Genomic DNA, 26,964 nt, shown 5'->3' on the forward strand with positions numbered 1-26,964 from the left:
GCTCCGCTTATCTGCCTGACGCGGTGTCTATTTACCTTCCTGCTTCTTCCTTATATGATCTTTTGACTTGAGTGTTTTTTTAAGCTTCAGCTTGCAAACGTTTGCGAATATTCTGCAACATCATCCGAAAACGTTGGCATTGTCCCACCACGAAATAAATAATTTAAAACACACTTTTTAGATATGGAACAAACTGTACTTAATCTAACTCGGCCGACGGTGCTGGCAGCAACTTTTCTGCTGTCGGCTCAGGCTGTGTTAGCGCAAGCAGTTACCGGCAAAGTAACGGCTGCTGACTCGAAGGACGGCTTGCCTGGCGTGACCGTCGTGCTGAAAGGTACTACCGTTGGGGCCGGCACTGGTCCCGACGGCACCTTCACCCTAGACATACCCAATCGTACTGGCACGCTGGTGTTCTCGTTTGTGGGTTATCTCACGAAAGAAGTGCCGATCAACGGCAAATCTGAGATAAACGTCACCCTAGGTGCCGACACCAAAGCCTTGGACGAAGTAGTGGTAGTAGGCTACGGCACCCAAAAAGCGGGCAACGTAACCGGTGCCATTACTGGCGTAACAGCCAAGGAAATAGAGGAGCGCCCCGTAAACCGCATTGAGAATGCTCTTGCAGGCCAAATGCCGGGCGTGTACGTGCAAACGCAATCGGGTGAGCCTGGCCAGGACCTCCAGATCCGGGTGCGGGGCACAGGCTCCATCAACGCCTCCAACGAGCCGCTGTACGTGGTAGATGGTGTGCCCGTGGATAACCTGCGCGGCATCAACCCCACCGACGTTGCTAACATTGAGGTACTAAAAGATGCTGCCTCTGCGGCTATCTATGGTTCGCGCGGTTCCAACGGCGTTGTTATCGTGACGACCAAGCGTGGCAAGAAAGGCAAAGCCAAATTGCAGTTCTCCGGCTTTACCGGTTTGCAAACAGTAGAGCGGCGCATCGATGTGATGTCACCGGAGCAGTGGATTCAGCAGCGCAAGGAAGGCATCGACGAGGCGTGGGTAAACCGCGGCAAAGGCACGGGGGTCAACAAGCCCTACAAAGCCTCTGACCCCATGAGCTACCGGGCCTCAGAGCTAGGTACCACGCTGAGCAACCCTAATACCACCTACATGTATGACCCGCTATGGCAGTACGGGTCCGACAGCCTAGCCTACATTGACTGGCAAAAGGAGGCGTTGCGGAAAGCTATCATCCAGCAGTACCAGGTAGGAGTTTCGGGTGGAACCGACGACTTCAACTACAACGTGAATGCCTCTTATCTCGATCAGAAGGGCATCTTCGTCGGCACGGGCATCCAGCGGGCTACCATGCGCGCCAACTTCGACGCCAAGATTCGGAAAGGCGTTAAGCTGACCATGACGCTGGCCCCTTCCATGGAATGGTCGGGCCTAGGCCGGGTAGATGGCAAGGACAACCAAGCCATGAATGCCATTCAGATGCCGCCAGTTGCGCCTCTGAAGGCTGGCATCTTGGTTGGTGCCCAACCCTACAACCCGTATGCTTGGTCGGGCCGTTACGTTAGCCCCATCGCCGTGATGGAGCGCAGCCAGGTGGATGGCACACGCACCCGCCTGAACGCCAACATGGGTCTGAACATCGACCTCGTGAAGAACCTACAGCTCCAGCTGCTAGGCGCGATGGACAACAACTACTACCTCGATCAGCAGTACTACCCCACCAACAGCATTCGGGACTGGGCTAGCTATGCACCGGGGGCAGGCAGCACCTCTAGTGTCAACCAGACGTTCGGTACGCGCTATCTTTTCCAAGGCGTTTTCAACTACGCTAGAAAGTTTGGCGATCATAACATTAACGCCATCCTAGGTTACTCCGTCGAACAGACGCAGGAAAAGCGGTCTGCACAGCAAAACAACAAGCTCCCAAACGACTGGACTTACTTGTTTGACTTTGCTAACTCCAACGTAACCCGCTCCAACGTTACGGCTCCTAACAAGACGGTTTTGCTCTCGTACTTTGGCCGCGTTCAGTACGACTACAAAGAGAAATATCTGTTTGCAGCCAGCCTACGGCGTGATGGCTCATCGAAGTTCGGTCGGGACCGGCAGTTTGGTTACTTCCCCGCCTTCTCGGCAGGCTGGCGTGTATCGGGTGAGAACTTCATGCAAGGGGTGACCTTTATCTCCGACCTGAAACTGCGCGGCAGCTGGGGTGTGACGGGTAATAACCGCATCGGTGACAATGCTCAATACTCAACCCTAACGCCTAGCAACTACCCCCTAGGCATCACAGGCGCGCCCGTAAATGGCTATGCTCCTGGCAACTTCCCCAACCCTCTCCTCGGGTGGGAACAGACGAAAAGCTTCAACGTGGGCTTCGACTTCAGTGTGCTGAATGGTCGCATTCAGGTAACAGCTGATGCCTACGATAAGAAGACTACCGACTTGCTTTACACGGTGCCCGTATTGGCCATCACAGGCTTCAGCAACAGCCTTCAGAACCTAGGTGACCTTCGCAACCAAGGCGTTGAGCTTGGTTTGAACACGCAAAACCTGGTCGGACGCCTTAAGTGGAGCACCTCGTTCAATGCTTCCTATAACCGAAACAAGGTACTACGACTCGGTATCGACAACACGCCGGTTCCAGCAGGTTTCCAAAGCCAGACCCAAATCCTTCAGGTAGGTCAGCCCTTGTATTCCTTCCTGCTTTATGATGCAATCGGAGTGTACAAAACGCAAGCTGAGATTGACGACCCGACTATTCCGAAAATGTCTACCAGCAAAGTGGGCGACAGCCGGTACCGGGACGTGAACGGCGACGGAGTTATTACCAGCGACGACCGTACGTTGATGGGCAACCCACAGCCGAAATTCATCTTCGGTATCACCAACAACTTCACCTTCGGAAACTTCGATCTGAATATCCTGACCAACGCGCAGGCCGGTGGTCAAGTATATTCCTTGATCGGTCGCTCTATCGATACGGGCGGTATGGGCTACCTCTACAACAAGCTCGCGAAATGGGAGCACCGCTGGAAGTCGGAAGAGGACCCCGGCGACGGTATGACGCCTGGCCTTACTTCCTCAGGAGCTTACTACAACACGCGCTGGCTGTATAGCTCCAACTACATCCGTATCAAGAATATCCAGCTGGGCTACAATCTGCCTAGAGCAGGTTTCTATGATCGGGCCCGCGTGTACTTGTCGGTAGAGAATGCCTACATCTGGCACAACTATACGGGTGGCTTTACGCCTGAGGCAGTGAACACTGACGGCGGTGACTATGGTGGGTATCCGCAGGCGCGTACCTACACCATTGGCTTCAACCTGACCCTGTGAGCCTCCGGCGCAACTTCCTAATTAGCACTCCCAATGAAATCATTTAAGCTTCTCGCATACGCTGCCGTACTGGGCCTAGGCAGCTTACTTACTGCCTCTTGCAAAGAAGACATTCTCGATATTGATCCTGTTGCCAATAATACCAGCGACAGCTTCTACAAAGATGAAACAGATGTCAACCAAGGCGTAATTGCCATTTACAACGGCATCATGTCGTTGCCCGTAACCTCCAACTGGTACATGTCGGAAACCCGTTCCGACAATATTCAGATTGGTATTCTGGCCATACAGCGCGACTATAGCGACGTCAGCAACTTCGCAGCTAGCTCTCAGACCAGCCAGATTCAGTCTACCTGGACCGACCTGTTTCAGATCGTGTACCGGTCCAACATCCTGCTGGAGAAAATTCAACCTTTCTCGTTTACCCGCGTGAACCAGTTCAAGGCAGAAGCGCGCTTCTTGCGCGCCCTCGCTTATTTCGACGCCGTTCGTTACTGGGGTGCCCTTCCTATTGTCGATAAGGTGTATGGCGTCGAGGAAGCGAAGAAGGTTCCTCGTTCCCCAATTGCTGACGTCTACAAATTTATCGTCGACGACCTCTCTTTCGCCGCGGACAACCTGCCAGAAACTTATGCCGCCGCCGAAAGAGGACGCGCTACCAAGTGGGCCGCCAAGGCGCTGCTGGGCAAGGTATATCTGACCATGTATGGCTATCCGCTGAAAGACGCCTCTGCCCTGCCCAAAGCCAAGCAACAGCTAGCTGATGTGTACGCCCGAGAAGGTTCCGCCGGCGCTATTGCTCCTATCTACGGCGACTTGTTCAAGACAATCAACGACAATAAGTACAGTGTTTTTGAGGTGCAGTACGTGTCTGGCGGTACCCTAGGTAGCCCCATTCCTTTTGAACAAGGCAACAACTTCCCCGCCTTCTGGTCGCCGTACGCCGCCGCCGGCAACGACGTGCTAGTTAGCCCCGATCTGATGGGAGCCGGGTGGCCGAAGCGCGATGCCCGCAAAGCCGCTACCTACGATTCCGTGATTGTAAACCCTACGACGGGTGCTCGAACAGGTCGTCCGCAGTTCACTAAGTTCCTGGAAAAAGGCACAACAGCCCCGACGAACAACCGCGACTACTCCAATAACTTTCCAATCATTCGCTTCGAGGACGTGGTCCTGATGTATGCGGAAGTACTCAATGAAGAAGTGGGCGCTGGAGCCCCAGCTCCGGCTATGGCCTTGACCCTTCTGAACCGCATTCACACCCGTGCTGGCGTGAATGGTGCGACGCCACCATCGGCCCCGTTGCCAGCCCTAGGTCCGATGAACAAGGAAGCATTCCAAGCTGCTATGTTGCAGGAGCGCCGCTGGGAGTTTGCCGCCGAGGGCCAGCGTTGGTTCGACCTCGTCCGCACTGGTCGTGCGCTGGAGACTATTCAGAACATCAAGGCACTCGAGGGCATTTCTATCAGAAAGCTGGATGAACATGATCTGCTCTTCCCCATTCCGTTGCAAGAGCTACGCATCAATCCAGGCTTCTGGGAACAGAACCCTGGCTATAACTAACAATTATTAAATCAACAACGGACAGCTTCTAGAAGCTGTCCGTTGCTTTTAGGGCATACTTATTTAACCGCACGGCGCCAAAGCCTTAGGTAGTGAGCTTACAACATAAACCATAGCACAGCTTGCGCATGCCATTTAACGGGCAGTTCCAGGAACTGCCCGTTCGTTTTCTCTTTTCAGCCATCCGATTCATGTCTCTGCTTTTTTCCTTTTTGCTCTCCTTCCTCACCTGGCTCAGCACCTTCGCTCAGCCCACTGATGCGCCGGCTTGGATAAAACAAGTAGGCGCCAAAACCACCCCGGCCGTTAAGACTACCTTCCCAGTGGCCAAGTACAAGGCCGTCGGCGACGGCAAAACGCTGAACACGAAAGCTATTCAGGAGGCCATTGACGCTGCTGCCAAAAAGGGAGGCGTCGTCACATTCGCCCCAGGCCAGTACGTCACTGGTTCGCTGTTCTTGAAAAAGGGCGTTACGCTTCAGCTCGACAAAGGCGTCACGCTCCTAGGCAGCCAAGACCTGAAAGACTATCCCGAAATACAGACCCGCGTAGCAGGAATCGAAATGAAGTGGCCCGCCGCCTTACTCAACGTCCTGGACCAGGACAATGTGGCTATTACTGGCCAAGGCACCGTCGATGGACAAGGGAAGGTATTCTGGGATTCCTACTGGGCCTTGCGCAAACAGTACGAAGCCAAAGGCTTGCGCTGGATTGTAGACTATGATGCCAAGCGCCCCCGCACCCTGCTAGTGTCCAATGCCAGCAACGTAACGTTAAAAGGCATTACCCTGCAGCGCTCCGGCTTCTGGACCGTGCACATCCTCTACTCCAAAAACGTGACGGCCGACGGGCTCACCATCCGTAACAACATTGGCGGCCACGGACCTAGCACCGATGGCATCGATATCGACTCTAGCTCTTATGTGTTGGTGCAGAACTGCGACATTGACTGCAACGACGACAACTTCTGCCTGAAAGCGGGCCGCGACTGGGACGGCTTGCGCGTGAACCGCCCCACCGAATACGTGGTTATCCGCGACTGTGTGGCGGGAGCCGGTGCCGGCCTTCTGACCTGCGGCAGCGAAACCTCAGGCGGTATTCGCCACGTCTTCGCTCATAACCTCAAAGCCAAAGGTACCTCAGCCGGTTTGCGCATCAAGTCGGCGCTCACGCGTGGCGGCACTGTGGAGGACATTGCATTTGAAGATGTGGAAATGGACGGGGTCGGCTCAGCTGTAGCCATAGAAATGAACTGGAATCCTAGCTACAGCTACTCGGAGCTACCCGCTGGCTACACCCAAGAGACGTTGCCTGCCCACTGGAAAGCCATGCTGATGAAAGTGGAGCCTGAGCGTGGCCTGCCTCACTACCGCAACGTGCGCGTCGCACGCCTGAAAGTTCAAAATGCCAAAGCAGGTATTCGAGCAGCTGGGTTAGAGAACTCTATCCTTGAAAACTTTACTTTCGAAGACCTAGCTATAGCTGCTGCCAAAGCCGGTAGCATCAGCTATGCCAAGGATTGGACACTTAAGAATGTAAATATCAAAGCTGCTGACCAAGCGGCTTTAGAAGTCCAGAACAGCAAAGACATAAAACAATAGTGACAAGCCTGTTAACCAAAAAAGGAGAAGCTGCTCTATAGTAGAGTAGCTTCTCCTTTTTGGTTAACAGGCTTATGACTTCATCCTGTGCTTGTGTAGGATGAGGTCATAAGCTAAGGACTACACCAACAGCACCGTGAGACTACGGGCACCATGGGCGCCAATCACCAGTGATTGTTCAATGTCGGCCGTCTTGGATGGCCCGGCGAGGAAAATACCGTAGTCGCCCACCGAACCTAGCCTTGCATACGCTTGGTGCATGGTCGGCACAATCTGTTCATGGTCGAGCACCAGCACGAGGTGTTGCGTAATCATCGGTAAGGCGCGGTTCAGCATGTTCACTTCCGGCAGCCAGATTGTGCCGTTTTCTGCCACGCCGAACTCACCGCGCAGCACGGCTAGGTCGACGGCCGCTAACACTTCGATGGGTGTTTGAGAATCTACAGGAACATTCGACGCCATCATCGTGGAGGCAATACGATAGTCGGTTGGAAAGAGCTCCTGCACCACTACCTCCAAGTGGGTGACGCCACGAATAGGTACTACCTTACCGCCAATACCTTCCAGAATCGTGATAAACTTCTCCAGCGAGCCGTCGCCAGTGAAGGCAGGTACATCGGGCAACGGTACTTCTTCTGGCTGATTAGCCTTCACCGCAGCCATTATTTTTTCGCGCGAACTCATACCTAACTGTTTTTCTGTTGTTGGGCGTACCACTCACGGAAGCTCTGCTTCGGTGGCTCGGGCAATTCGCGGGCAATAGCCCAAGGATTATAGCCTTTGGCGTGAGTGAGGCCGTGTGGCAGGAAGCGCAAGCCTTGGCGCGCCACTTTTCCACCTAGCCCGTACATTCCGGGCCTAGATAAAACGCTGCTTAGCAGGCGCATGCTCCACTTCTTGCTCGCCGGTATCTCTCCTTCCGCAGCCAGCACTTGCCGCCACTTATACAGTTGCGTGTGAATGTCAATCTTCACGGGGCACACGTCTGTGCAAGAGCCACACAACGTGGAGGCAAACGGCAGCGACGCGTGCTTGCGCATGTCGATATTAGGCGACAAGATGGCGCCAATTGGGCCAGGGATGGTGAAGTCGTAGCTGTGGCCGCCGCTGCGCCGGTACACCGGGCAGGTATTCATACAGGCCCCGCACCGAATGCACTTCAGCGAAGCCCGGAAATCAGGGCGACCTAGTTGCTTGGTGCGGCCGTTATCCACAATCACAATGTGCATTTCTTTGCCTGGCGCGGGCTTAGTGAAGTGCGACGTGTACGTGGTAACCGGCTGACCGGTAGCGCTGCGCGTAAGCACGCGCGTGAACACGCTGAGGTCCGACAGGCGCGGAATCAACTTTTCCATGCCCATGCAGGCAATGTGCACTTTGGCTAGGTTTACCCCTAGGTCCGCGTTGCCTTCATTGGTGCATACCACAACGCTTCCGGTTTCGGCAATGGCAAAGTTGACGCCCGAAATAGCGACTTCCCCAGCCAGAAATTTCTCGCGTAAGTGTTGACGAGCCGCTTCCGTGAGCTGTTGTGGGTCGTTGTTGCCCTTGGCGGTACCTAGGTGAATGTGAAACGTGTCGCCCACATCTTCCTTCTTCAGGTGAATAGCGGGCAACACCACGTGGCTAGGTGCTTCCTCCCGCATCTGAATGATCCGCTCGCCTAGGTCAGTGTCAATCACCTCAATCCCGTTCTTGATCAGATGCGGGTTCAAGTGGCACTCTTCCGTCAGCATCGACTTGCTTTTTACCACGCGGGTAGCGCCATGCTTTTTGATGAGCCCAAGCACAATGCTATTATGCTCAGCAGCATCGGCGGCCCAGTGCACCTGCACGCCGTTGCGCTTGGCGGCTTCCTCGAATTGTGCGAGATAGAAGTCCAATTTACTGAGCGTGTGGTTTTTGATCTGCGAAGCTAGCTCGCGCAAGTCCTGAAACTCGGGCAAGGCGTACACCGCTTTGTCGCGCTTCTGACGCACAAACCAGAGCGTTTCGTCGTGCCACGTAGTACGGTCGGCATCGAGCAGAAAGATATCGGAACGTTGGGAATGGCTCATGGTGGAAGTGTTGCGTGTTTGAGGATTGACTGTTGCGGATTGAATGAACTTCTAGTGGCGAATCCCGAATCAGGACCATCCGCTATTCTTCATCCGACCTTCGACACTCAGAACTCAACTTTATAGGATTGCTCCGTTTAGGATTTCGGCCGCGTGCATCACTTTGATCGGCAGCTTTCCGCGGCGAATCACGCCCTCCAAGTGCATCAGGCACGACATATCGCCGCCGGTAAGCACCTGCGTACCGTTGCGCACATGGTCCTTCACCCGATCCTGCCCCATGCGGGCCGAAATGCCAGCTTCGGATACACAGAACGTGCCGCCAAATCCGCAACACTCGTCGTTACGGTCGAGTTCGGTAAATTCTAGGCCTTTCATCGAGGTCAATAAGCGCTTCAGCTGGCCGTCGCGCACGGGCGTCATCTCCGACTCGTTGGCCTGATGCAAGCCGCGCTGCCCGTGACAGCTCAGGTGCAAGCCCACTTTGTGCGGAAACGAGCCCGGAATCTCGGTGATACCTAGCACGTTGATAATGAAGTCGAACAATTCGCGCGTGTTCTCGCGCACGTGTTCCACTTTTGGGGTTTGCTCGATGATGTTGAAGTGCTTGCGCACGTGGTACACGCAGCTACCCGCAGGGCCTACCACATAGTCGTAGTCCTGGAAGGTATCGACGAAATTGTGGTACACCGGAATGGCATCTTGCTCGCAACCGCTGTTAGCCATTGGCTGGCCACAGCAGGTTTGCTGCTTGGGAAAATCAGCCTTCACGCCTAACTTTTCCAGCAATTGAAGGGTCGCAATGCCCACCTGCGGATAAAACTGATCGACGTAACAAGGAATAAACAGCCCTACTTTCATTCGCTTTTGGCTTCTGAAGCCGTCAAAAAACATGAGTCACGCTAAGCCCTGCGAATCATCTTGTGCCCAATAGTAACTCCATTACTCAGAGTCACTACTGCACGCCAGATATTCCGCAGGGCTCAGTATGGTGTTCTATTTCAAACAGTATTCCTACGAAAACATCAACTGCGTTTTCTTCCAAGCTTCGCCTTGTTCTAGGTTGATCAGGGCGCCCATCGCAGTAGCCTGCGGAACCTCTAACGTCTGAATTTTCACGTCGGGGAAGTTCCACCCTAGCACTTGCATAAACAGCGGGTTACGAGCAAAACCGCCATCCACGTAAATCGTTTTCTCATCCTGCCGAATTAAGTTGATGGAAGTCGTCAGAATATCGAGCAATCCATGGATGAGGTGCTGGTACGCATCACCGGCCGTGTGGAAGCCTGAGAGGTCCCACTCTTCAGCCGGTTGCTTCGGGAAGGGCCCCGTGCCCGCCATGCAAGCCGGCTTAAAGTTGTGCGAAGCCGCATCATACGGCCGGGCCAGCACCCACGAGTGAAAGAAGTCCGGCTTCACGTGGAAGTACTCCGCAATGCGCGCCACTTGGTAGTCGTGTTCGCGCCCGAAGAATACCCGCGAGGCCTTGGTCATCTGCCCTTGCGGCGACAAGTAGCTCAGGCAGTCACGCTCTAGCAGCTCCGGTGTGAGCGTCTCCCGGTTGAAAGGGTTGAGCGTCACAGACCACGTGCCGGTGGAAACGAGCAAGAAGGGCTCACTTTGCTGCTGCAAGTAGGGCAGCACCGCCGCCGAGCTGTCGTGCAGCCCCACGCCTACCAAGATGCCATCGACCACCGACGCCACCGAATCCTTGATCAGTGGAGCTAGCTTTTCATCGATGCCCTCGCGGTGCACCCAGTCATGGTAGCGGTTGTTGCGGAAGTCCCAAAGCGCCGTGTGACACCCTACGGAGGTATAATCGCTGTACTTCTCGCCCGAAATCAGGTACGACAAGTATTGCGGCAAGTGCAAGGACGTTTGAATCTGAGCATACAACTCCGGCTTGGCGTACTTCAGCCAGTAGAGCTGCAAACCTGAGTTGAGCATGCCGAGCCGCGGCGAACAGGTGTCAGCCGCAAACTCCTCCGGCGACTGCCCCAGCGACGCGTAGAATTGCGCGGCGCAGTCTTCAGGCATCGGCTTCAGATAGTTATAGAGCGGCAACACCGGCTTATTATCCTTACCTAGGTGCACGAAGCTGGCGCCGTAGGAAGTGAAGTTAACCCCCTTGAGTGAGTAATGCGGGTTGTCACGTAGCTCAGTCCAGTGCGTCTGTACCCACTGCGTCAGGCGCGTAAGACTTTCGCAGGCAAACCCATCATCATCGATGGCCTCCTGACAGATGTGCTGCTTCTCCTCAATGATTTGCCGGTCTTCGTCGAAGAGGATGACCTTCTTGTTGGTCTTGCCAACATCGAAGACGGCGTAGATCGATTTTTTCTTCATCATAGCCCGGTCGAAACACTCAGTTTGCCCCGGCGCTGAATCAGTTGCTCGCGGACGCGCTCGGCCCGGTAGGCGGCAATCGGTTGCAGAGCACCACCACTCTGGCGGTAGGCTTCCGCTACCAGCGGCCGCACATCCGTTAGGAAAGCGTCGCGCAGGGTTTCTTCAGCTTTTACTACGTCGTTGTTCTGCTGCGCCTCGCGCAAGGTAGCGCGGTCAACGATTAAGGCTTTCGCGTACGTAGTTAAGATGTTATCAACCGACTGCAGCAAATCTTCCAGTGGGTCTTTGGTGTTGTGGCTGGCATCGATCATGTAAGCCACAGCGGGGTTGTTCACCAGTTGGTCTAGCTTGCCGTCTACCAGCTCGTTGAAGATCAAGAAGAGTTGGAAAGGCTTGCTGCTGCCTGTGGTCAGGTCGTCGTCGCCGTAGCTAGAGCCGTTGAAGTGGAAGCCGCCGAGGCGTCCGAAATGCAGCAGACGCGCCACAATCTGCTCAATGTTGGTGTTGGGCAAGTGGTGACCTAGGTCGACAAGCACCTGCGCGTTTTTGCCCGTAGCCTGGCACAGCGCGTACGACGTGCCCCAGTCGGGAATTACCATCGAGTAGAAGTGCGGCTCGTAGGGTTTGTACTCGATCAGCATGGTCCAATCCGACGGCATAGCCTCGTAGATGGAAGCTAGCGAATCGGCGGTGCGCTGGTAAGCCTGGCGGAAGTGCTGCTGACCGGGGAAATTAGAACCGTCGGCGAGCCACACTGTCAGCGTCTTGGCACCTAGCTGCTTACCGTAACCGATGCAGTCGATGTTGTGCTGAATGGCTTGTTGACGTATCGCCTCTTCCGTGTTGAGCAGCGAGCCAAACTTATAGGAATACGGCTGGTCTTTTTGGTCCTGGAAGGTGTTGGAGTTTACCGAATCTATCACCAGTTTCTGCTCGCGCAGCAACTGCTCCAGAGCCGCAATATCTTGCGGGATATCCCACGGAATATGCAAGGAAATGGAGTTCGACGAGCCGTTCAGCTTGTGCAGCAAGCCTACGTCCTCAATCTTTTCTTCTAAGCTGCGCGGCTCACCGCCCGCAGGATAACGGCCGAAGCGTGTGCCACCCGTACCGAGGGCCCAACTTGGAATTGCCACTTGAAAATCAACGATCTGCCGGATGACATCCTGGGCATCGATCTGGCGGCGACCTAGCAGGTCGGTAACGTAGTTGAGCTGGAATTGGTGGTTGTCCAGCAACGATTGGTTGAGGTCGTGGATTCGCTGATCGGGTATCATGGGGTGCAGATGAGAGTGGAGTAAAAGCTCCGGAGTGGCAGCCGCAGCTTCGACAAAATCAAAGTTTCGTTAAGCAAAATAGGGCCGCCACCTTCCCAAACTGTTCTGAACTCTCCTGCCTGTTACAACTGAGTGGCTTCGCACGGAGTGACTGAGTAGCGGAGTGACTGCAGATGGTAAAGGACCAATCCAGCATTCAACGTCCACGCAGTCACTCAGTGCGAAGCCACTCGTTAGAGCGAACCGCGCCGGATGGTGTAAAAGGGGTTTTTGACTTTGCAGTGCTCTTTTGCCAGCAGCTTTTCAGCGGCTGTGCGGCCCATTGCCTCAAAATCTGTCGTGATGACCGTGATGCCCATCACTTCTTTTAGCGTTGTTTCGTTAAAGGAAATGACGCCAATCTCACGCCCGAGTAAGTAGCTGGTTTGGCGCACCTTTTTGATAAGTTCAGCTAAGTCACTGATTTCCACCAGCACGTAAGCCGTGCCAGCTTGCAGCACCTCGTTCATGGCGCTTTCCTTGACCGCAAATTCTTTCTTGTAGTTGATACAAAACGTACGGAAGCCCCAGGCGATTTCCACCGGATAATTTCCGTCGCTTGGCAGCACCAGCACAAGGCGGTGATACTTAGCAAGCAGATCCTGTAAGCCCTCCAGCGCCCCAAAGATATCCTTGTCGAAATCCTGGTACACGCTCAGGTGCTCGCGCTTAATTTCCGGAATATCCTTGTCTAGTAGTACTAGTTCGTCATTCGGAATTCGCTCCAGCACCTTACGAAAATCGGCCTTATCTAGGTCTTGCGTGAAGTGCGGCATCACTACGTAGTAGTTGTACTTACCTAGGTTCTTGTCGATAATTTCCTCGAACAAGCGGGCATTGTAGTGATGAATCTGCAGATCAACGCTTGCCCGCTCACCAAGTGCCTTGATGAACGCGTAGTAGATGATCTTTTTATAAGAACTCAGCTTATTGAAAATCAGCAACACCTTCAACTTCACGGCGTCGTCGGCTTGCACGTAGTAGCCTTTACCTTGCACGGAAGTGGAAAAGCCCCGCTCGCGCAACTCTCGGTACGCCTTTTCCACCGTATCGCGGGCTAGGTAGTACTCCGAGCTTAACTCACTAATAGAAGGCAGCTGATCTCCTTTTTTCAGGATGCCACGCTCGATATCCGTAATAACAGACTGGACAATCTGCTTATACTTAGGTGTTTTATCGAACGGCTTAAATTGCAGCTTGTACATACCAGTGAAAACGATTGCATAAGTTGGGTGAAACTAGGAAATGGCCCCTTACTCCGGTAGGAGAAATCAACTTACGAACCATGGTGCTTATAGAGTTTTTCTAAGTCAGTACCTAGTTTGACAGAACTGACGCGTTAGCAAACCGTCACAAAACTTACCGAAAGGGGTGCACATTTAAAAATGAATAAGGGAATAAATCCAGTAATCGTTTCCGGGAACGTTGCCATATAAGCTCTTTTAGTAGACGAGAATGCGGTGTTGTTCTTTCTAGTTCGTAAAAGGGCCTTTTCGCACAGAGCTAAAGGCACTCAGGCCAAAACAGAAATAAATTTAATTCTTCCAAGAACACAAAAAAAGGGCGACCATGCCGTGCATAGTCGCCCTTTCAAAATAAATGGTTGCTTGCCTAGCGCACGAATGCCATAGCTACACCACCGTCAACGTTCAGTACGTTACCCGTCGATTTGGACAGCGAGCCATCTACGAACACGAGCACTGCCTTAGCAATGTCTTCGGCCAGTACTTCTTCGCCGAGCAGCGTACGCTTAGCATAGTGCTGGGGCAGGTCTTCTACCTTCACACCATATGCCTTGGCGCGACCCTCGGCCCAACCGCTTTCCCAGATTTTGCTGCCACGCAGCACGGCATCGGGGTTCACGGTGTTCACGCGGATCTTATCAGGACCTAGCTCGGCGGCCAGCAGGCGCGACATGTGCAGCTGGGCGGCTTTGGCGGTACCGTAGGCCACGTTGTTCGGGCCGGCTACCAAGCCGTTTTTACTGGCGATGTTCACGATGTCGCCACCTAGCTTTTGCTTGCGCTGGATGATGACGGCCTCTTGGCTTACGAGGAACTGGCCTTTCACGAGCACGTCGTTCAGGATGTCCCAGTCGGCTTGGGTGGTGTCTTGCAGGGGCTTGCTGATCGACAAGCCAGCGCAGTTCACCACAATGTCCACGCCACCGAATTGCAACACGCTCTGACGCAGCGACTCCGCAATGCTCTCGGCATCCGTCACGTCGATGCGAGCCGATAGCGCGCTGTCTTTGCCATACTTTTGGCGCAGCTCGGTTTGAGTTTCCTCCAGCCGGTCGCGGTCGACGGCTACCACGCAGGCGCCGTTTTGCAGCAGCACTTCGCAGATGGCTTTGCCGATGCCGCCGGTGCCGCCCGTTACGTAGGCAATCTGGCCCGACAACGACTTGGGCTTGGGCATGCGCTGAAGCTTGGCTTCTTCGAGCAGCCAGTATTCAATGTCGAAGGCTTCCTGCTCGGGCAGACCTAGGTATTCCGACACGGCTTCTGCACCCTTCATCACGTTGATGGCGTTGGTGTAGAACTCGGCGGCTACGCGGGCGGTCTGCTTGTCTTTGGCGAAGCTGAACATGCCTACGCCGGGCCACAAGATGATGACGGGGTTAGCGTCGCGAACGGCCGGGGAGTTGGCGTGCTTGCTGCGCTCGTAGTACGCCACGTAGTCTTGGCGGTAGGCCTCAAACTGGCTTTCCAGGTAGGTTTGTACGCTGGCGGCGTCACCTTTCATCGTTTCGGCATCGAGCACGAGCGGACGAATCTTGGTGCGCAGGAAGTGGTCGGGGCAGCTGGTGCCTTTCTGGGCGAGGCGGGGCAGGTCGTTGGAGTTTACGTACTCCAGCACGCGCGCATCATCGGTATAATGACCGAGCATGCGGCGCTTGCTCGAAGCGAGGCCACGCAGGATGGGCATTACCTCGGCGGCGAGCTTGCGGCGCTCGGTTTCGCTCGGGCCGTTCTCCAGCTTCACGCCACCGAACACGGGGCTCTTTTTGCCGTAGTTGGCTTCCAAGTACGTGGCAGCCATCTCAATGACTTCCAGCGTGTTCATGTACGAATCGTAGCTGGTGTCGCCCCAAGTGAACAGGCCGTGGCCGCCCAAGATGACGCCGCGCAGGTTTGGGTTTTCCTGTACAATCTTCTCTAGCTTCAGACCTAGGTCGAAGCCAGGGCGCTGCCAGGGCAACCAGCCCATGGTGTCACCCCAGATTTCTTTCATGATCTGCTCGCCGTCTTTGCTGGCCGCAATGGCAATCAGCGCGTCGGGGTGCAGGTGGTCGATGTGCTTGAAGGGCAGCAAGCCATGCAGCGGCGTGTCGATGCTAGGCGCGGCCGATTTTGGATCGAATAAGCAGTGGTTGAAAAGCTCCACCATCTCGTCCTCAAATTCGAGGCCGCGGTAGCGGTTCTTCAGGGCGTGCAGCTTCTCGACGTAGAGGGTGGCGCAGCCGGCTTTGGTGAGCGTACCAATGTCGCCGCCCGAACCTTTCACCCACATTACTTCCGTGGGCTGGCCCGTCAACGGATCTTTTTCGGTGACTTTGCACGAAGTGTTACCTCCCGCGTAGTTGGTGAGGCGCAGGTCGGCGCCGAGCAGGTTGGAGCGGTAGATAAAGAGGGCTACCTCATCGCCGGCCAGTTCAGCCGCCTTAGCCTCGTCCCACAAGTAGCTGACGTGCTGAAAGGTTGACGTTTGATTCATATGCGTGTGCTGCTGTTGATGTTCCAGAGACAATAACTAGGCTTTTGATGTCCTTTACAACAAAGGACATGTATTCTTGCGGGCCTAACCTCCTGCACTCTCCTGCTTCCCGAATGAAGATACTGTTACCCAGCCCGCCCTGCTCGGCAATATTCCGCCGAAAGCTGTACTTTTTGAAGTCAGGAGAGCACAGGACGGTACAAGGCAATGAGTAAAGCAAGTTTGTTGAAAATCCTACCACTATGGCTGTAATTTGGGGAGTTATTTTTCACGCCTTAGGCGGCTTTGCCTCCGGCAGTTTCTATCTACCTTATAAAAAGGTAAAGGGCTGGTCTTGGGAAAGCTATTGGCTAGTGGGCGGCATTGTATCGTGGCTGCTGGTTCCGTGGATCCTAGGTATGGCAACTATTCCCAACCTGACGACGGTCCTGCGCCAGACCGACAACACTACTCTCTTCTGGGTGTATTTCTGGGGCGTGCTCTGGGGCTTCGGGGGCCTGACGTTTGGACTAGGCATGCGCTACCTAGGTCTGTCGTTGGGCATGGCCGTGATTATGGGGCTGTGTGCGTTGGTCGGTACGCTGGTGCCACCTATTTGGGGCGGCACCATCGTTCAGCTGCTGAGTACCGCCTCTGGGCAGGTGACGCTGCTAGGGCTGCTGGTGTGCCTAGTGGGCATTCTGATTTGCAGCCGGGCCGGTATCATGAAGGAAAAGTCGCTGTCGGCTGAGCAAAAAAATGAGTCGATTGCCGAATACGACCTGAGAAAAGGCTTGATGGTAGCCGTCTTTTCGGGCATTATGAGCGCCTGCTTCGCCTTCGGCTTGGAGGCCGGGCAGAAAATCGCAGACCTAGCCGTGCAGCAGGGCGCCGACCCGCTGTATAAGAACAACGCCATCTTAGTGGTGATTCTGCTCGGGGGCTTGACCACCAACGCAATATGGTGCCTGTACCTGAACCTCAAGAATCGCACGTACACCGACTACCTCAATCCTTCGTACCCAGCCCTGCGAAACATCCTGTTTTGCGCCATGGCGGGCACGCTGTGGTACTTCCAGTTCTTCTTCTACGGCATGGGCGACACCAAGCTAGGTGTTTACCGCTTCTCGGGCTGGACGCTGCACATGGCCTTCATTATTGCCTTCAGTTCGATGTGGGGCCTGTATTTGCACGAGTGGCGAGGCGCCAATCGCGCTACTATGCGCACCGTGTCGTTGGGCATCCTAACGGTGGTGCTCTCCACCGTGATTGTGGGCTACGGCAACTACCTAGGTTCTGACCAAAGTGAAGCTGCCACGACGCCCGCTAAGGCCAAGCCAGAGTTGCAAGCATCCGCAGAATCAGTATCGTCGCGATAATCTAGCTTAGTGAACAGCGTTGTTTGCTAGCTACTACCGAAACGAAGTCCTTGCTTGAGCAAAATGAAAATGGCCCTATCACAGCGGGCCATTTTCATTTCTAGTGCTGAGCAAGTGCCCGCTTGATGTAGGCAGGTTTTCCGATAAAGTCTGGCTTTATCATGCGTTGTTACCGTGTGTTCTTACTTTCTCTTGTTCGTTATGAGCCCCTCCTTGCCCCCCGTGCCCCAACGCGCAAGCACCTCACGCCGCCTAGCTTATATGTTGTTCACGTGCGGCACGCTCATCGTGGCGGGCGCCAAACCGACTGCTGCCGGGCCGGCTCCTAATGCCCGACAGATGGAAAAGCTAGGTCGGGGTGTGGTGGCGGTGGCGCAGCCAGGTACGGGCGTGTTTGTTAGCTGGCGGCTGCTCAACTCCGACCCAGCCAAGGCAGGCTTCAACGTGTTTCGCAAAACGGCCGGTGGTACCACCATTAAGCTGAATAGCCAGCCCGTTACAAGCACTACCAACTGGCTCGACAAGTTGGACAAAGTAAAAAGCAGCGACCAGCCGGTTTCCTATTCGGTGCAGCTCGTTGGGGCGAAGGGAGCACAAGCTAGCCCTGAAACCGCCCCCGTATGGAATCAGAACTTTCTGCGCGTGCCGCTCCAACAACTCGAAGGCGGCACCGTCAGCAGCGGGGCTGATGTGAGCACCTACACCTATACAGCCAACGACGCCTCAACTGCCGACCTTGATGGCGACGGTAATTATGAGCTGATCTTAAAATGGGAGCCTACCAATGCCCGCGACAACGGCTCAGCGGGCATTACTGGGCCGGTAATCTTAGACGCGTACAAGCTCGATGGCACCCGGCTTTGGCGCATCAACCTAGGGAAGAACATCCGGGCAGGAGCGCACTACACCCAGTTTATGGCCTACGACCTTGATGGCGACGGCAAAGCGGAGCTAGCCTGCAAAACCGCCGATGGCACCCTCGACGGTAAGGGCAAAGTCATTGGCGACGCTAGCAAAGATTACCGCTCCCTCACGGTGCCCACCGATGGCGTGCAGGTGCCTGGCCCCCGCGATGGTCGCTACGGCAAGATCATGGCGGGGCCGGAGTATTTCACGGTGTTCAATGGCTTGACGGGGGCAGCACTGGCTACTACCGCCTACGTGCCCGGCCGTGACCCGCTCAACGGTTGGGGTGGCATTGGGGGCAACGGGGGCAACGACGCCACAGGCAACCGCAGCGACCGGATGCTGGCCTGCGTGGCCTACCTCGACGGCGTGCACCCAAGCGTGGTAATGTGTCGGGGCTACTACGGCCGTACGGTGCTAGCTGCCTGGGATTGGCGCCAGGGCAAACTCACCTCACGCTGGGTATTCGACTCGCAGAATGCCGGTAATCCGTTTTCGGGCATGGGCAACCACGGCTTGAGCGTGAACGATGTGGATTTCGACGGCAAAGATGAAATCGTGTACGGCTCAATGGTGGTTGATGACAACGGCAAAGGGCTGTTTTCGACGGGTTTGCGGCACGGCGACGCCCTGCATGTCAGTGACTTCGACCCCACTACGCCGGGGCTGGAAGCCTGGGGTGTGCACGAAAACGAAGAACCCATTCCGGGCCACGAGCTAGGTCCGGGTGCGGCACTTTACGATGCTGGGGCCGGTAAAGTACTGTGGTCGACAGACCAGGGCCAAGATGCGGGCCGGGGCATGGCCGCCGACATCGACCCGCGCTACCTAGGTGCCGAGGTGTGGGCCAGTTCGCCCGAAACGGGCCTACGCACCATCAAAGGCCAGCGCATCGGCGATGCACCCCGCTCCATCAACTTTGGCATTTGGTGGGATGGCGACCTACTGCGCGAGCTGCTCGACCGTACCTACGTGGATAAGTGGGATTACCAGAATGGCAAGCTCGACCACTTGCTTGATGGCGGACCACTGGGCGCGGCTTCCAACAACGGCACCAAAGCCACTCCTTGCTTGAGCGCCGACCTCTTCGGCGACTGGCGCGAAGAGGTTATTTGGCGCAACACCAATAACCAGGAACTGCTCATTTTCACCACTACTATTCCCACCGAGCATCGCTTCGTTACGCTGATGCAGGACCCGGCTTACCGCCTGGGAGTGGCGCGCGAAAACGTCGGCTACAACCAGCCGCCTCACCCTAGCTTCTACCTAGGGGAAGGCACGCCCCTGACGGCCCCAACAGGCCAGGTAGCTCCCACCCCTAGGTCGTCGGCGAGCAAAGCTGATCCGGTTACCGCGACACGCAAATAGTGCGGTAGTGAAAAGCAAAAGCCCTCTTCGCCTGGTGCGAAGAGGGCTTTTTAGCGTCAAAAAGCTAGCTTATTATTCGCTGAGCATGCCGTTGCTAGCTGCAAATTTGATTAGCGCAGCGGTGTTTTTGGCTTGCGTTTTTTCAATGATATTTTGCCGGTGGGTTTCGATGGTGCGCTTGCTGGTGAAGAGCTTATCGGCAATTTCGGCGTTGGTCATGCCCTCCGCGATGAGCCGCAGCACCTCTAGTTCGCGCTTGGAAAGGCTGCTCGTTTTGGGCGCCTCGCCCACGCTAGCCTCCGGGCTCTGCAACCGTCGCAACAAGGCCATGCCAATAGCTGTGCACAGAAAAGATTGGCCCGCCGCAACCGTTGTGATGGCATACACGAGCTCGGCGCGGCCAGTACTCTTGAGCGTGTAGCCCAGAGCGCCGGCTTCGAGCGCCTGCGCTACGTAGCGCTCATGATCGAGCATAGAAAGCACCAGCACCTTGATATGCGGGTATAGTCGCCGCAGGTGTCCAATGGTGGTAAACCCATCCATGATGGGCATATTCAAATCCAGCAGGACTACATCAACGGGTGTCGTTTCAAGAAAATCCAGCAACTGCTGCCCATTGCCAGCCTCCCCAACTACCTCCAAACCAGACTCATCACGCAACAACGAGTTGATCCCGTCGCGGATAATAGCATGGTCATCAGTCAGAACAACGCGAATCATATGATGTACAAGGAAAAATAACGGAGCAAAAGCGCAAGTAACAGCCAGAACAATGCGTGGGTTTCACCTCTCAGGATGAAGCAGCGGTTTTGTAAGCCCTACTTTGTAAAAATATTGGAATGCTAGGCGAGGCAGCTTTTGCTACCAAAAGTGAAGTCAGTAGTAATACTGAGTTAAATAATTAACTACCAGAGTTTCTACAACTCTATGGCATTACATGAATTGTACGATGTAAATTGAGTTATGGCTATTTTGGTTCGGTAGCTAACGGTTTATTTACCGTGAGCAAACCAGAAGAAGCGGAGCTTGGTTTCAACGCCGCACCGTGGCTAACAAGCTTACCCATTGACTGTATCGCTTAGTGAGGCACCCTACGAGTTCTTTAGTTCTTTGACTTTACAGTGTTGCCACCGGCCAATTCGTTGGGTGTCAGCACCTGAAGAAGATAGGGTGTACTCATGAAGCCCTGCTCCAATTTTTCCGCAAAGCTAGCTCGCTCTCCTTCATTTTAACACCGATTAAACACTGATTTTGGGAGTACGTATTTCTGTCGTTTTGAGCGTATCGGCGGCTAGCGCTGGAAGCCAATTTAATCGTAACAAACTGAACGATAGGATATTTGGCTTCTTTATTGAAGAAACAGTTTGCCCCTTCTAGGGTTACTAGCTAGCTTACTTACACTGCGCCTATGATTCGGGTAGTTTTGGCCGATGACCACACCATTTTGCGAGATGAAATCCGAAGCTTGCTCGCGCGCGAAGCAGGCATAGAGATAGTAGGCCAAGCTAGCAATGGCCTGCTTTTGCTGGAAGTGCTAGCCGAAACCCCCACGGATGTAGTAGTACTCGACTTACATATGCCGGCAATGGATGGCCTCACGGCTATTCGCTTTATTCGGCAGCAGTTTCCGCAGGTACGGGTGCTAGTACTTTCCATGCTCGATCATGAGTATTATGCAGCGCGGGCCCTCGAAGCGGGCGCCCTTGGCTATGCCCTAAAAAGTTCGCCACTCCGGGAGATTGTTCACGCGATTCATACGGTGCACCAGAATGTTCTTTTCTTGTGCACCGAGATCGGGCTGCGCTTGGTAGATAGGCTAACCCACGGCACTGGTGCCAGCACCAGCATCAAGGGCAAAGAACCTTTCCCCATCATCCAAAAGCAAAACCAAGAGCCACCCATTGTTGGCTTACCGCTTGGCACGCGCACAAACCTTAACCCGTAGTGCGTAATTAGTAACCCTACATACTACGGAGGAAGCTCAACCTAGCTTTTGCAGGGCTGCTTGGCTTATCTGCATCAGTTGCCAGGTGTGCCCCCGGCCTGCTCCTACCCGCTGAAGCAAGTAGCTTCCCTGCATGTGCTGGCCATCGAGGTGCAGGGTCAAGCAGCCCTCAATGAGGGCTTGGCGGACTGTTGTATTCGACTGATTGTTGCCGTCATGGAGGTGCAGCGGCACAATTTGACAAGGTCCTTCGTCGTAGTGCGCCGCCGGCAGCAGCCGGCTGGCCGACTGAAGCAAGAAGATGGTGGGCTGATGCAAGCCCCGGGTGCCGTCGGCCAATACTACCCAGTGATCAAGTACGTAGGCACCTTCTAGAAGCCATAAGCCGTAGTACGACGAAGAGCCTAGGCAACGGCTCAGAACGAAGCTACACGCGGGGTCGGCATGTCGATGATTGGTGAGGGTGAGGTCGGCTGGCGGATTGCAACAGTAAGGTTGGGAATAGATAGGCCGCATGGTATGTTTGCGTTGACAGAGGGGAAAGTAGAGGGAGCAATTAACTATCACAGGTGAGCCGAGCACAGCGTAAGGCTCTTAGCAAACCGGGAGCAGCATGCGCGTCGCGCAAAGAAGCGTCGCAACGAGTTTTGCTTATGCGCTGCGCTCACGTGGAAATGGCCTACTTCAGCCGCCGTCCTAACGAACTGGGCATCGCGAAATAGGCTGTCTTCATAGCATGAAAAAGTCAGCAGCACGAGGCTGTATAAGTGCGAAGTTGGATAGTTCAGCTAGTAGCAGTAGAACTACTTGAATAGTTCAAGTTCACCAACTAATCGCCTATATGCTAGGTGGCAGATACTGAATTAAAGGTACTTAATTAAGAGGTGTTTAGTACGTATTATTGCCAAAGACTTTGGAATAAGTACGTAGATAGGCTATAGATTTATCCGTATAATTAACTACTTATCGCTACTATCCCCCTCACTATTTGCTACAAGCTCCTCAAGAAGGCTGTTCTGCTTCAGAAAAGCCCATTTAGGTGGCCACAACCCACCCTTAGCTAATGTAGTATTCTTTACTACTTATGGCTACTCGCAAACATACCACCGCACACGAATCAACTTGCCCACTACCAAAGGGTCTCCTGATTGCTGTAGGAGGCCACGAGAACAAAGGCGAAGCCGCCGAGCGTGGGTCGAACCAAGACAAAAACAACAATTTTGCCCCCGAAACTATCCTCAAACGCTTCTGCGACGAGCTGGTGGGCAATGACCCACTGATTGTGGTAGTGCCTACCGCCTCGGGAGAACCCGACGAATCGGCGGCCGACTACCGACGTGTTTTCTCCGAGCTAGGGCGTGGGCGCATTGAAGTGCTCGATATACGCAACCGCGCCGATACGCTCCGGCCAGAACACCTAGCGTTGGTAGAGGAAGCAGCCGGCATCTGGTTTACGGGCGGCGACCAACTCCGCCTCACCAGTATCTTGGGCGGCACGGCCATTTTGCAACGCCTAAAGGAACGCTACACGTACGAGCGCATCGTGATAGGCGGCACCAGCGCCGGCGCTACGGCCTTGTCCACGCCCATGATTTACGAAGGCACCAACAACGCAGGCTTCCGCAAAGGGGAAATTGCCATAACTACTGGTCTACAGTTTATGCGCGACGTGGCCATCGATACCCACTTCGTTGCGCGGGGTCGCATTGTGCGCATGGCCCAAATTCTGGCCACTAATCTTTCCTGCGTAGGCATCGGCCTCGAAGAAGACACGGCCGTGGTGGTGCACGATGGGCGCGAGCTGGAAGTTATTGGTAGCGGCTTGGCTACTATTCTAGAAGCCCGCGAAGACACAGCTACCAACATCTACGACATCGAGCCCGATACCCCGTTCTATATCCGCGACTTAAAAATCCACTTCCTTTCTCCGGGCGAGCGGTACACCCTTCAGCTTACCCCACAGCTGCACCAGTGAGTAGCGGAGTGGCGGAGTAATCGTTCTCATACCTTGCCCAGCTTTTTCCTTCGATCACGCAGTCACGCACTAGCGCAGAACCAGGCAGCGGCCGGGGCGTACACAACCTAGCCGACCGATTTTCAACTTCCTATGCTATGAAAGAAACTTCCGCTTCTACGCAGCCTTCGTGGCTGCATACCGCCCCTGCTCTGCCCGAGTTTCCGCCCCTCACGCAGAACATAACGACTGACGTAGTGGTGGTGGGAGCTGGTATTGCGGGCCTTACCACCGCTTACCTGCTCACGCGTGAGGGCCGCAACGTAGTAGTGCTGGAAAGCGGCAACCTAGGTAGCGGCGAAACCGCCCGCACTACGGCTCACCTCTCCAACGCCCTCGACGACCGGTATACAACCTTGGAGGAACTGTTTGGGAAAGAAGGAGCCCGTATTGCCGCCCAGAGCCACGGTGGCGCCATCGACCTGATCAATGATATTGTGCGGGAAGAGCATATTGCCTGCGATTTTTCCCGCGTCAATGGCTACCTATTTTTGCCCCAGGATGGCGACCCCAAAGAGCTAGACGAGGAGCTAGCCGCTGCCCACCGCGCGGGCCTAACGGGAGTTCGGCGGCTCGCCAACTCCCCCACCAAGGGCTTTCAGACGGGTGAATGCCTGGAATTTCCGAATCAGGGGCAGTTTCACATCGTTAAGTACCTGCACGGATTGGTAGAAGCCATCACGCGACGCGGTGGCCGGATCTTTACCCACTCCCACGTGAGTGAGGTGCAAGGCGGCAAAAAGGCCAGCGTAACGACAGCCAACGGCGCTACCGTAACGGCCAAAGCCGTGCTCCTAGCTACCAATACCCCCGTAAACGACCGCGTGGTGATGCACACCAAGCAGGGCGCTTACCGCACCTACGCCATTGCCGCCCGCATCCCGCACGGCTCCGTAACCAAGGCCTTGTACTGGGATACGCCCGACCCCTACCATTATATCCGGCTAGAAGAGGTGCCCGGCGAACCCGATGGCGTTTCACACGACCTGCTCATCGTGGGTGGCGAAGACCACAAGGTGGGCCAGGGAGCCCCAGCCGAAAGCTTCCGCCGCCTGGAAGAATGGATGCGGGAGCACTTTCCGATGATGGAAAGCATTGACTACCGCTGGTCGGGCCAGGTCTTGGAGCCCAACGACGGCCTAGGCTACGCGGGCCGTAATCCGCTGGATGCCGACAACGTGTACATCATCACCGGCGACTCGGGCCACGGCATGACCCACGGCACCCTCGGGGCGATGCTGGTAGCCGACCTCATCCAAGGTCGCCAAACGCCCTGGGAAAAACTCTATGATCCAGGCCGCGTGACTCTACGCCCCTCGTCGATCAAAGAATTTGCCCGCGAAAATGCGAACGTGGCCGCGGAGTATACTGACCTGCTAACCGGCGGAGACGTATCGAAGGAGGAAGAAATTGAGCCCGGAAGCGGAGCCGTGTTGCGCCGGGGGCTTACGAAAGTAGCCGTGTACCGCGACCCGCAAGGCCAAACGCATACGTGCTCGGCCATCTGCCCGCACCTAGGATGCGTAGTGCACTGGAATGGCGTGGAAAGCAGCTGGGACTGCCCGTGCCATGGCTCGCGCTTCGACGCTTATGGTCATTTACTCAATGGCCCCAGCAATGAGGATCTAGCCGCTGTGGACCAAAGCTAGGCACTTACTTACAACCCATACAGCAAGGCCCCACGCACACCCTGATTCGGTGAGCGTGGGGCCTTGCTGCTTGCACATAGCCTGCGCAGCTGAACTTTGCTGAGTGGTTGTTTATACGTATTCATTCTCAGGCAACTAGATCAAAAACCAGTATTTTACGCCTATGCCCGCCCAAAAGCCCTATCTATCTTTGTAATAGGCTGTTCAGGTAGATACTACGCCGAAAGCCAGGCTTCCACCGCTAATACTGAGCATCATGGATTTCGACAAGCTAGTGAAATCTGACCAGTTCCTGCTACGCTTGCGGGGCGCGTGCTTGGGGGATGAAAACGTGAGCAAGCTCGCTAGCTTACTCTTAGAAGCGGCTCAGTGTGGTGCCCACCGCGTATGGCTCGATTGCCGCCAGCTCACGCACATGGATTACCGGGGCTTACGGGTTCTGCTGCAATTTCTGCCTCAATTTGATGCGATGGGTACCAAACTACTGTTGTGTGGCCTGCAACCAGCCGTGCAGGAGCGCCTCGACTCGTCGGGGCTAGCTTCGTTGCTCACGCTGCTGCCCGCCGAAGCCTACAGCGGGCCCGATCAGCAAGGTCTTTAGCGTACGCCGTTTGCATCCTTCACCCCTTATTCTCTGTTCTAGATCGATCATGAGGGAAGTGTACCGGGAAATTCTCCCACAAAGTTATCTGCTGATTCTGGCCCCTGAGCGACACACGCTTGGCAGCGTACCGCTGGCGCAGGCCTTATACGCGGCGGGCCATAGTGGCAAACCTAGCGTGTGGGTTGACTGTAGCGAGCTGCACCAGCTCAGCGCGCGCACCTGCCAGATCTTGCTGCACTACCATCAGCAGTATGCGCAGCGTGGCATTCAGTTGGTTCTGTGTCACCTGGAGCCCGGCATCGAACAGGCACTTTTGGACGCTTGCCCAACCACGCCGCCGACCATTGTGCCCACCTTGCTCGATGCCGACCAACTCTATCATGCCCAGCGCCAAACGTACTGGGCTGTTCCGTTCGGGAGAGAGGTAACGCGGAGCCAGCAGCCCTACGGAAGCTAGCTTCGCAAATGCTACAAGAGGCTAGCTAGACTACTGATACTGAGTGCAATGATAGCCGTATTGAAGCCATAAGAAAGCACCCCATGTAGCAGCGCCCACCGCCGCAGCACACGGCCGCTAATACCAATATCAGCGGTTTGGGCCGTCATGCCGATGACGAAGGAGAAGTAAGCAAAATCCAGATAATCCGGCTCTTTCTCCGAACCAGGAAACTCCAGGCCGCCTTCGCTGCCGTCTACCTCAGGGTCGTAGTAGAGGTGGGCGTAGCGCAGCGTGAAGATAGTATGCAGCAGCAGCCAGGAGCTAGCTACTGCCGCCACGGATAACACCACTTGCGTGCGCATCACATGGCCGGGAGCAGCATGCATAATGCCGAGCAGCACGACTACTGCCAGCACGCTGGCTATAGCTCCGACCAACACCAGCACGAAAGACGGGACGCGACCAGGATCTTCGGCGGTAGCTACGCCGCGAATCCGGTGCACATCACTGACAACAATGCTGCTCCAGAACATTCCCAGGTTGGCACCCGCAAATCCATCCCAACCAGCAATAAACCGGGTAATTGGGTGCAAATCGCGGGGCGCCATCGCGTAAGCGCACAAACCAAGACCTAGCCCAACCACCAAGCGAAACCGCGTTGATACTGAGCCTAGGTGGTGAAGCAGGCGGAAAGACGAGCGAGAGTTAGGCATAAGGGCAGCAACGAGTGAGCATTCAAACTTGGCGAATAAACCGGGACTTTTGC

At 55.1% G+C, this 26,964-nt stretch carries 20 protein-coding genes; 10 read left to right on the forward strand and 10 right to left on the reverse strand.

Annotated elements, in window-relative coordinates:
- Nucleotides 1-183: 183 nt before the first annotated feature.
- The 3 genes from BXP70_RS00535 to BXP70_RS00545 all read left to right on the forward strand — a co-directional run bounded on the left by BXP70_RS00535 (nucleotide 184) and on the right by BXP70_RS00545 (nucleotide 6,473).
- Nucleotides 184-3,309, forward strand: coding sequence for a SusC/RagA family TonB-linked outer membrane protein (locus BXP70_RS00535; RefSeq protein WP_086592066.1), 3,126 nt, complete (start codon nucleotides 184-186; stop codon nucleotides 3,307-3,309).
- A gap of 33 nt (nucleotides 3,310-3,342) precedes the next feature.
- Nucleotides 3,343-4,872, forward strand: coding sequence for a RagB/SusD family nutrient uptake outer membrane protein (locus BXP70_RS00540; RefSeq protein WP_086592067.1), 1,530 nt, complete (start codon nucleotides 3,343-3,345; stop codon nucleotides 4,870-4,872).
- 191 nt (nucleotides 4,873-5,063) lie between these two features.
- A complete protein-coding gene (locus tag BXP70_RS00545) occupies nucleotides 5,064-6,473 on the forward strand; it encodes a glycoside hydrolase family 28 protein (protein WP_086592561.1) in 1,410 nt (469 codons plus the stop codon).
- A 120-nt stretch (nucleotides 6,474-6,593) separates the two neighbouring features.
- On the opposite strand, the gene BXP70_RS00550 is transcribed toward BXP70_RS00545, so the two are convergent.
- The 7 genes from BXP70_RS00550 to BXP70_RS00580 form a co-directional block, all read right to left on the reverse strand.
- Nucleotides 6,594-7,157, reverse strand: coding sequence for a LutC/YkgG family protein (locus BXP70_RS00550; protein ID WP_086592068.1), 564 nt, complete (start codon nucleotides 7,155-7,157; stop codon nucleotides 6,594-6,596).
- Between the two features lie 2 nt (nucleotides 7,158-7,159).
- Complete coding sequence (locus tag BXP70_RS00555; RefSeq protein WP_086592069.1) at nucleotides 7,160-8,530, reverse strand: lactate utilization protein B; 1,371 nt, start codon at nucleotides 8,528-8,530, stop codon at nucleotides 7,160-7,162.
- A 120-nt stretch (nucleotides 8,531-8,650) separates the two neighbouring features.
- The gene (locus tag BXP70_RS00560; RefSeq protein WP_086592070.1) at nucleotides 8,651-9,391 is read right to left on the reverse strand and encodes a (Fe-S)-binding protein; all 741 of its coding nucleotides are present in this window, start codon (nucleotides 9,389-9,391) and stop codon (nucleotides 8,651-8,653) included.
- Nucleotides 9,392-9,544: 153 nt separating this feature from the next.
- On the reverse strand, nucleotides 9,545-10,879 hold the full coding sequence (locus BXP70_RS00565) for an FGGY-family carbohydrate kinase (RefSeq protein ID WP_086592071.1): 1,335 nt from the start codon (nucleotides 10,877-10,879) through the stop codon (nucleotides 9,545-9,547).
- Nucleotides 10,876-12,156: a TIM barrel protein gene (locus tag BXP70_RS00570; RefSeq protein ID WP_086592072.1), complete on the reverse strand. Its 1,281-nt coding sequence runs from the start codon at nucleotides 12,154-12,156 to the stop codon at nucleotides 10,876-10,878. The genes BXP70_RS00565 and BXP70_RS00570 overlap by 4 nt, the downstream gene beginning before the upstream one ends.
- Before the next feature lie 233 nt (nucleotides 12,157-12,389).
- A complete protein-coding gene (locus BXP70_RS00575) occupies nucleotides 12,390-13,400 on the reverse strand; it encodes a GntR family transcriptional regulator (RefSeq protein ID WP_086592073.1) in 1,011 nt (336 codons plus the stop codon).
- A 406-nt stretch (nucleotides 13,401-13,806) separates the two neighbouring features.
- Nucleotides 13,807-15,915 carry a bifunctional aldolase/short-chain dehydrogenase gene (locus BXP70_RS00580; protein WP_086592074.1) on the reverse strand — a complete coding sequence of 703 codons (2,109 nt, stop codon included), beginning with the start codon at nucleotides 15,913-15,915 and terminating at the stop codon, nucleotides 13,807-13,809.
- Between the two features lie 242 nt (nucleotides 15,916-16,157).
- On the opposite strand from BXP70_RS00580, the gene rhaT reads away from it, so the two are divergent.
- Complete coding sequence (rhaT, locus tag BXP70_RS00585) at nucleotides 16,158-17,273, forward strand: L-rhamnose/proton symporter RhaT (RefSeq protein WP_086592075.1); 1,116 nt, start codon at nucleotides 16,158-16,160, stop codon at nucleotides 17,271-17,273.
- A 201-nt stretch (nucleotides 17,274-17,474) separates the two neighbouring features.
- Nucleotides 17,475-19,547: a rhamnogalacturonan lyase gene (locus BXP70_RS00590; protein ID WP_245849401.1), complete on the forward strand. Its 2,073-nt coding sequence runs from the start codon at nucleotides 17,475-17,477 to the stop codon at nucleotides 19,545-19,547.
- Between the two features lie 72 nt (nucleotides 19,548-19,619).
- On the opposite strand, the gene BXP70_RS00595 is transcribed toward BXP70_RS00590, so the two are convergent.
- On the reverse strand, nucleotides 19,620-20,267 hold the full coding sequence (locus BXP70_RS00595; RefSeq protein ID WP_086592076.1) for a response regulator: 648 nt from the start codon (nucleotides 20,265-20,267) through the stop codon (nucleotides 19,620-19,622).
- Between the two features lie 688 nt (nucleotides 20,268-20,955).
- On the opposite strand from BXP70_RS00595, the gene BXP70_RS00600 reads away from it, so the two are divergent.
- Nucleotides 20,956-21,492, forward strand: a complete 537-nt coding sequence (locus BXP70_RS00600) for a response regulator (protein ID WP_086592077.1) — start codon at nucleotides 20,956-20,958, stop codon at nucleotides 21,490-21,492.
- A gap of 36 nt (nucleotides 21,493-21,528) precedes the next feature.
- On the opposite strand, the gene BXP70_RS29310 is transcribed toward BXP70_RS00600, so the two are convergent.
- Complete coding sequence (locus tag BXP70_RS29310) at nucleotides 21,529-22,008, reverse strand: hypothetical protein (protein ID WP_143436320.1); 480 nt, start codon at nucleotides 22,006-22,008, stop codon at nucleotides 21,529-21,531.
- A gap of 568 nt (nucleotides 22,009-22,576) precedes the next feature.
- On the opposite strand from BXP70_RS29310, the gene BXP70_RS00610 reads away from it, so the two are divergent.
- The 4 genes from BXP70_RS00610 (at nucleotide 22,577) to BXP70_RS00625 (ending at nucleotide 26,216) form a co-directional block, all read left to right on the forward strand.
- Nucleotides 22,577-23,467: a cyanophycinase gene (locus BXP70_RS00610; protein ID WP_086592079.1), complete on the forward strand. Its 891-nt coding sequence runs from the start codon at nucleotides 22,577-22,579 to the stop codon at nucleotides 23,465-23,467.
- Nucleotides 23,468-23,604: 137 nt separating this feature from the next.
- Nucleotides 23,605-25,155 (forward strand): FAD-dependent oxidoreductase, encoded by a 1,551-nt coding sequence (locus tag BXP70_RS00615; protein WP_086592080.1) that lies wholly within the window; start codon nucleotides 23,605-23,607, stop codon nucleotides 25,153-25,155.
- A gap of 256 nt (nucleotides 25,156-25,411) precedes the next feature.
- Complete coding sequence (locus BXP70_RS00620; RefSeq protein ID WP_086592081.1) at nucleotides 25,412-25,756, forward strand: STAS domain-containing protein; 345 nt, start codon at nucleotides 25,412-25,414, stop codon at nucleotides 25,754-25,756.
- 49 nt (nucleotides 25,757-25,805) lie between these two features.
- Complete coding sequence (locus BXP70_RS00625) at nucleotides 25,806-26,216, forward strand: STAS domain-containing protein (protein ID WP_086592082.1); 411 nt, start codon at nucleotides 25,806-25,808, stop codon at nucleotides 26,214-26,216.
- Between the two features lie 11 nt (nucleotides 26,217-26,227).
- On the opposite strand, the gene BXP70_RS00630 is transcribed toward BXP70_RS00625, so the two are convergent.
- Nucleotides 26,228-26,911 carry a DUF1345 domain-containing protein gene (locus BXP70_RS00630; RefSeq protein WP_086592083.1) on the reverse strand — a complete coding sequence of 228 codons (684 nt, stop codon included), beginning with the start codon at nucleotides 26,909-26,911 and terminating at the stop codon, nucleotides 26,228-26,230.
- Between the last annotated feature and the right edge of the window lie 53 nt (nucleotides 26,912-26,964).

It is taken from the genome of Hymenobacter crusticola, assembly GCF_002154225.1.
GTDB classification, from domain to species: domain Bacteria; phylum Bacteroidota; class Bacteroidia; order Cytophagales; family Hymenobacteraceae; genus Hymenobacter; species Hymenobacter crusticola.

Bases quoted from the DNA above. Each gene is read 5' to 3' on its own strand.
- BXP70_RS00540 (WP_086592067.1), top strand. From the start codon at position 3,343: ATGAAATCATTTAAGCTTCTCGCATACGCTGCCGTACTGGGCCTAGGC.
- rhaT (WP_086592075.1), top strand. From the start codon at position 16,158: ATGGCTGTAATTTGGGGAGTTATTTTTCACGCCTTAGGCGGCTTTGCC.
- BXP70_RS00595 (WP_086592076.1), bottom strand. From the start codon at position 20,267: ATGATTCGCGTTGTTCTGACTGATGACCATGCTATTATCCGCGACGGG.
- BXP70_RS00610 (WP_086592079.1), top strand. From the start codon at position 22,577: ATGGCTACTCGCAAACATACCACCGCACACGAATCAACTTGCCCACTA.
- BXP70_RS00570 (WP_086592072.1), bottom strand. From the start codon at position 12,156: ATGATACCCGATCAGCGAATCCACGACCTCAACCAATCGTTGCTGGAC.
- BXP70_RS00630 (WP_086592083.1), bottom strand. From the start codon at position 26,911: ATGCCTAACTCTCGCTCGTCTTTCCGCCTGCTTCACCACCTAGGCTCA.
- BXP70_RS00620 (WP_086592081.1), top strand. From the start codon at position 25,412: ATGGATTTCGACAAGCTAGTGAAATCTGACCAGTTCCTGCTACGCTTG.
- BXP70_RS00615 (WP_086592080.1), top strand. From the start codon at position 23,605: ATGAAAGAAACTTCCGCTTCTACGCAGCCTTCGTGGCTGCATACCGCC.
- BXP70_RS00625 (WP_086592082.1), top strand. From the start codon at position 25,806: ATGAGGGAAGTGTACCGGGAAATTCTCCCACAAAGTTATCTGCTGATT.
- BXP70_RS00555 (WP_086592069.1), bottom strand. From the start codon at position 8,530: ATGAGCCATTCCCAACGTTCCGATATCTTTCTGCTCGATGCCGACCGT.
- BXP70_RS00575 (WP_086592073.1), bottom strand. From the start codon at position 13,400: ATGTACAAGCTGCAATTTAAGCCGTTCGATAAAACACCTAAGTATAAG.
- BXP70_RS00590 (WP_245849401.1), top strand. From the start codon at position 17,475: ATGAGCCCCTCCTTGCCCCCCGTGCCCCAACGCGCAAGCACCTCACGC.
- BXP70_RS00560 (WP_086592070.1), bottom strand. From the start codon at position 9,391: ATGAAAGTAGGGCTGTTTATTCCTTGTTACGTCGATCAGTTTTATCCG.
- BXP70_RS00580 (WP_086592074.1), bottom strand. From the start codon at position 15,915: ATGAATCAAACGTCAACCTTTCAGCACGTCAGCTACTTGTGGGACGAG.
- BXP70_RS00545 (WP_086592561.1), top strand. From the start codon at position 5,064: ATGTCTCTGCTTTTTTCCTTTTTGCTCTCCTTCCTCACCTGGCTCAGC.
- BXP70_RS00600 (WP_086592077.1), top strand. From the start codon at position 20,956: ATGATTCGGGTAGTTTTGGCCGATGACCACACCATTTTGCGAGATGAA.
- BXP70_RS29310 (WP_143436320.1), bottom strand. From the start codon at position 22,008: ATGCGGCCTATCTATTCCCAACCTTACTGTTGCAATCCGCCAGCCGAC.
- BXP70_RS00535 (WP_086592066.1), top strand. From the start codon at position 184: ATGGAACAAACTGTACTTAATCTAACTCGGCCGACGGTGCTGGCAGCA.
- BXP70_RS00565 (WP_086592071.1), bottom strand. From the start codon at position 10,879: ATGATGAAGAAAAAATCGATCTACGCCGTCTTCGATGTTGGCAAGACC.
- BXP70_RS00550 (WP_086592068.1), bottom strand. From the start codon at position 7,157: ATGAGTTCGCGCGAAAAAATAATGGCTGCGGTGAAGGCTAATCAGCCA.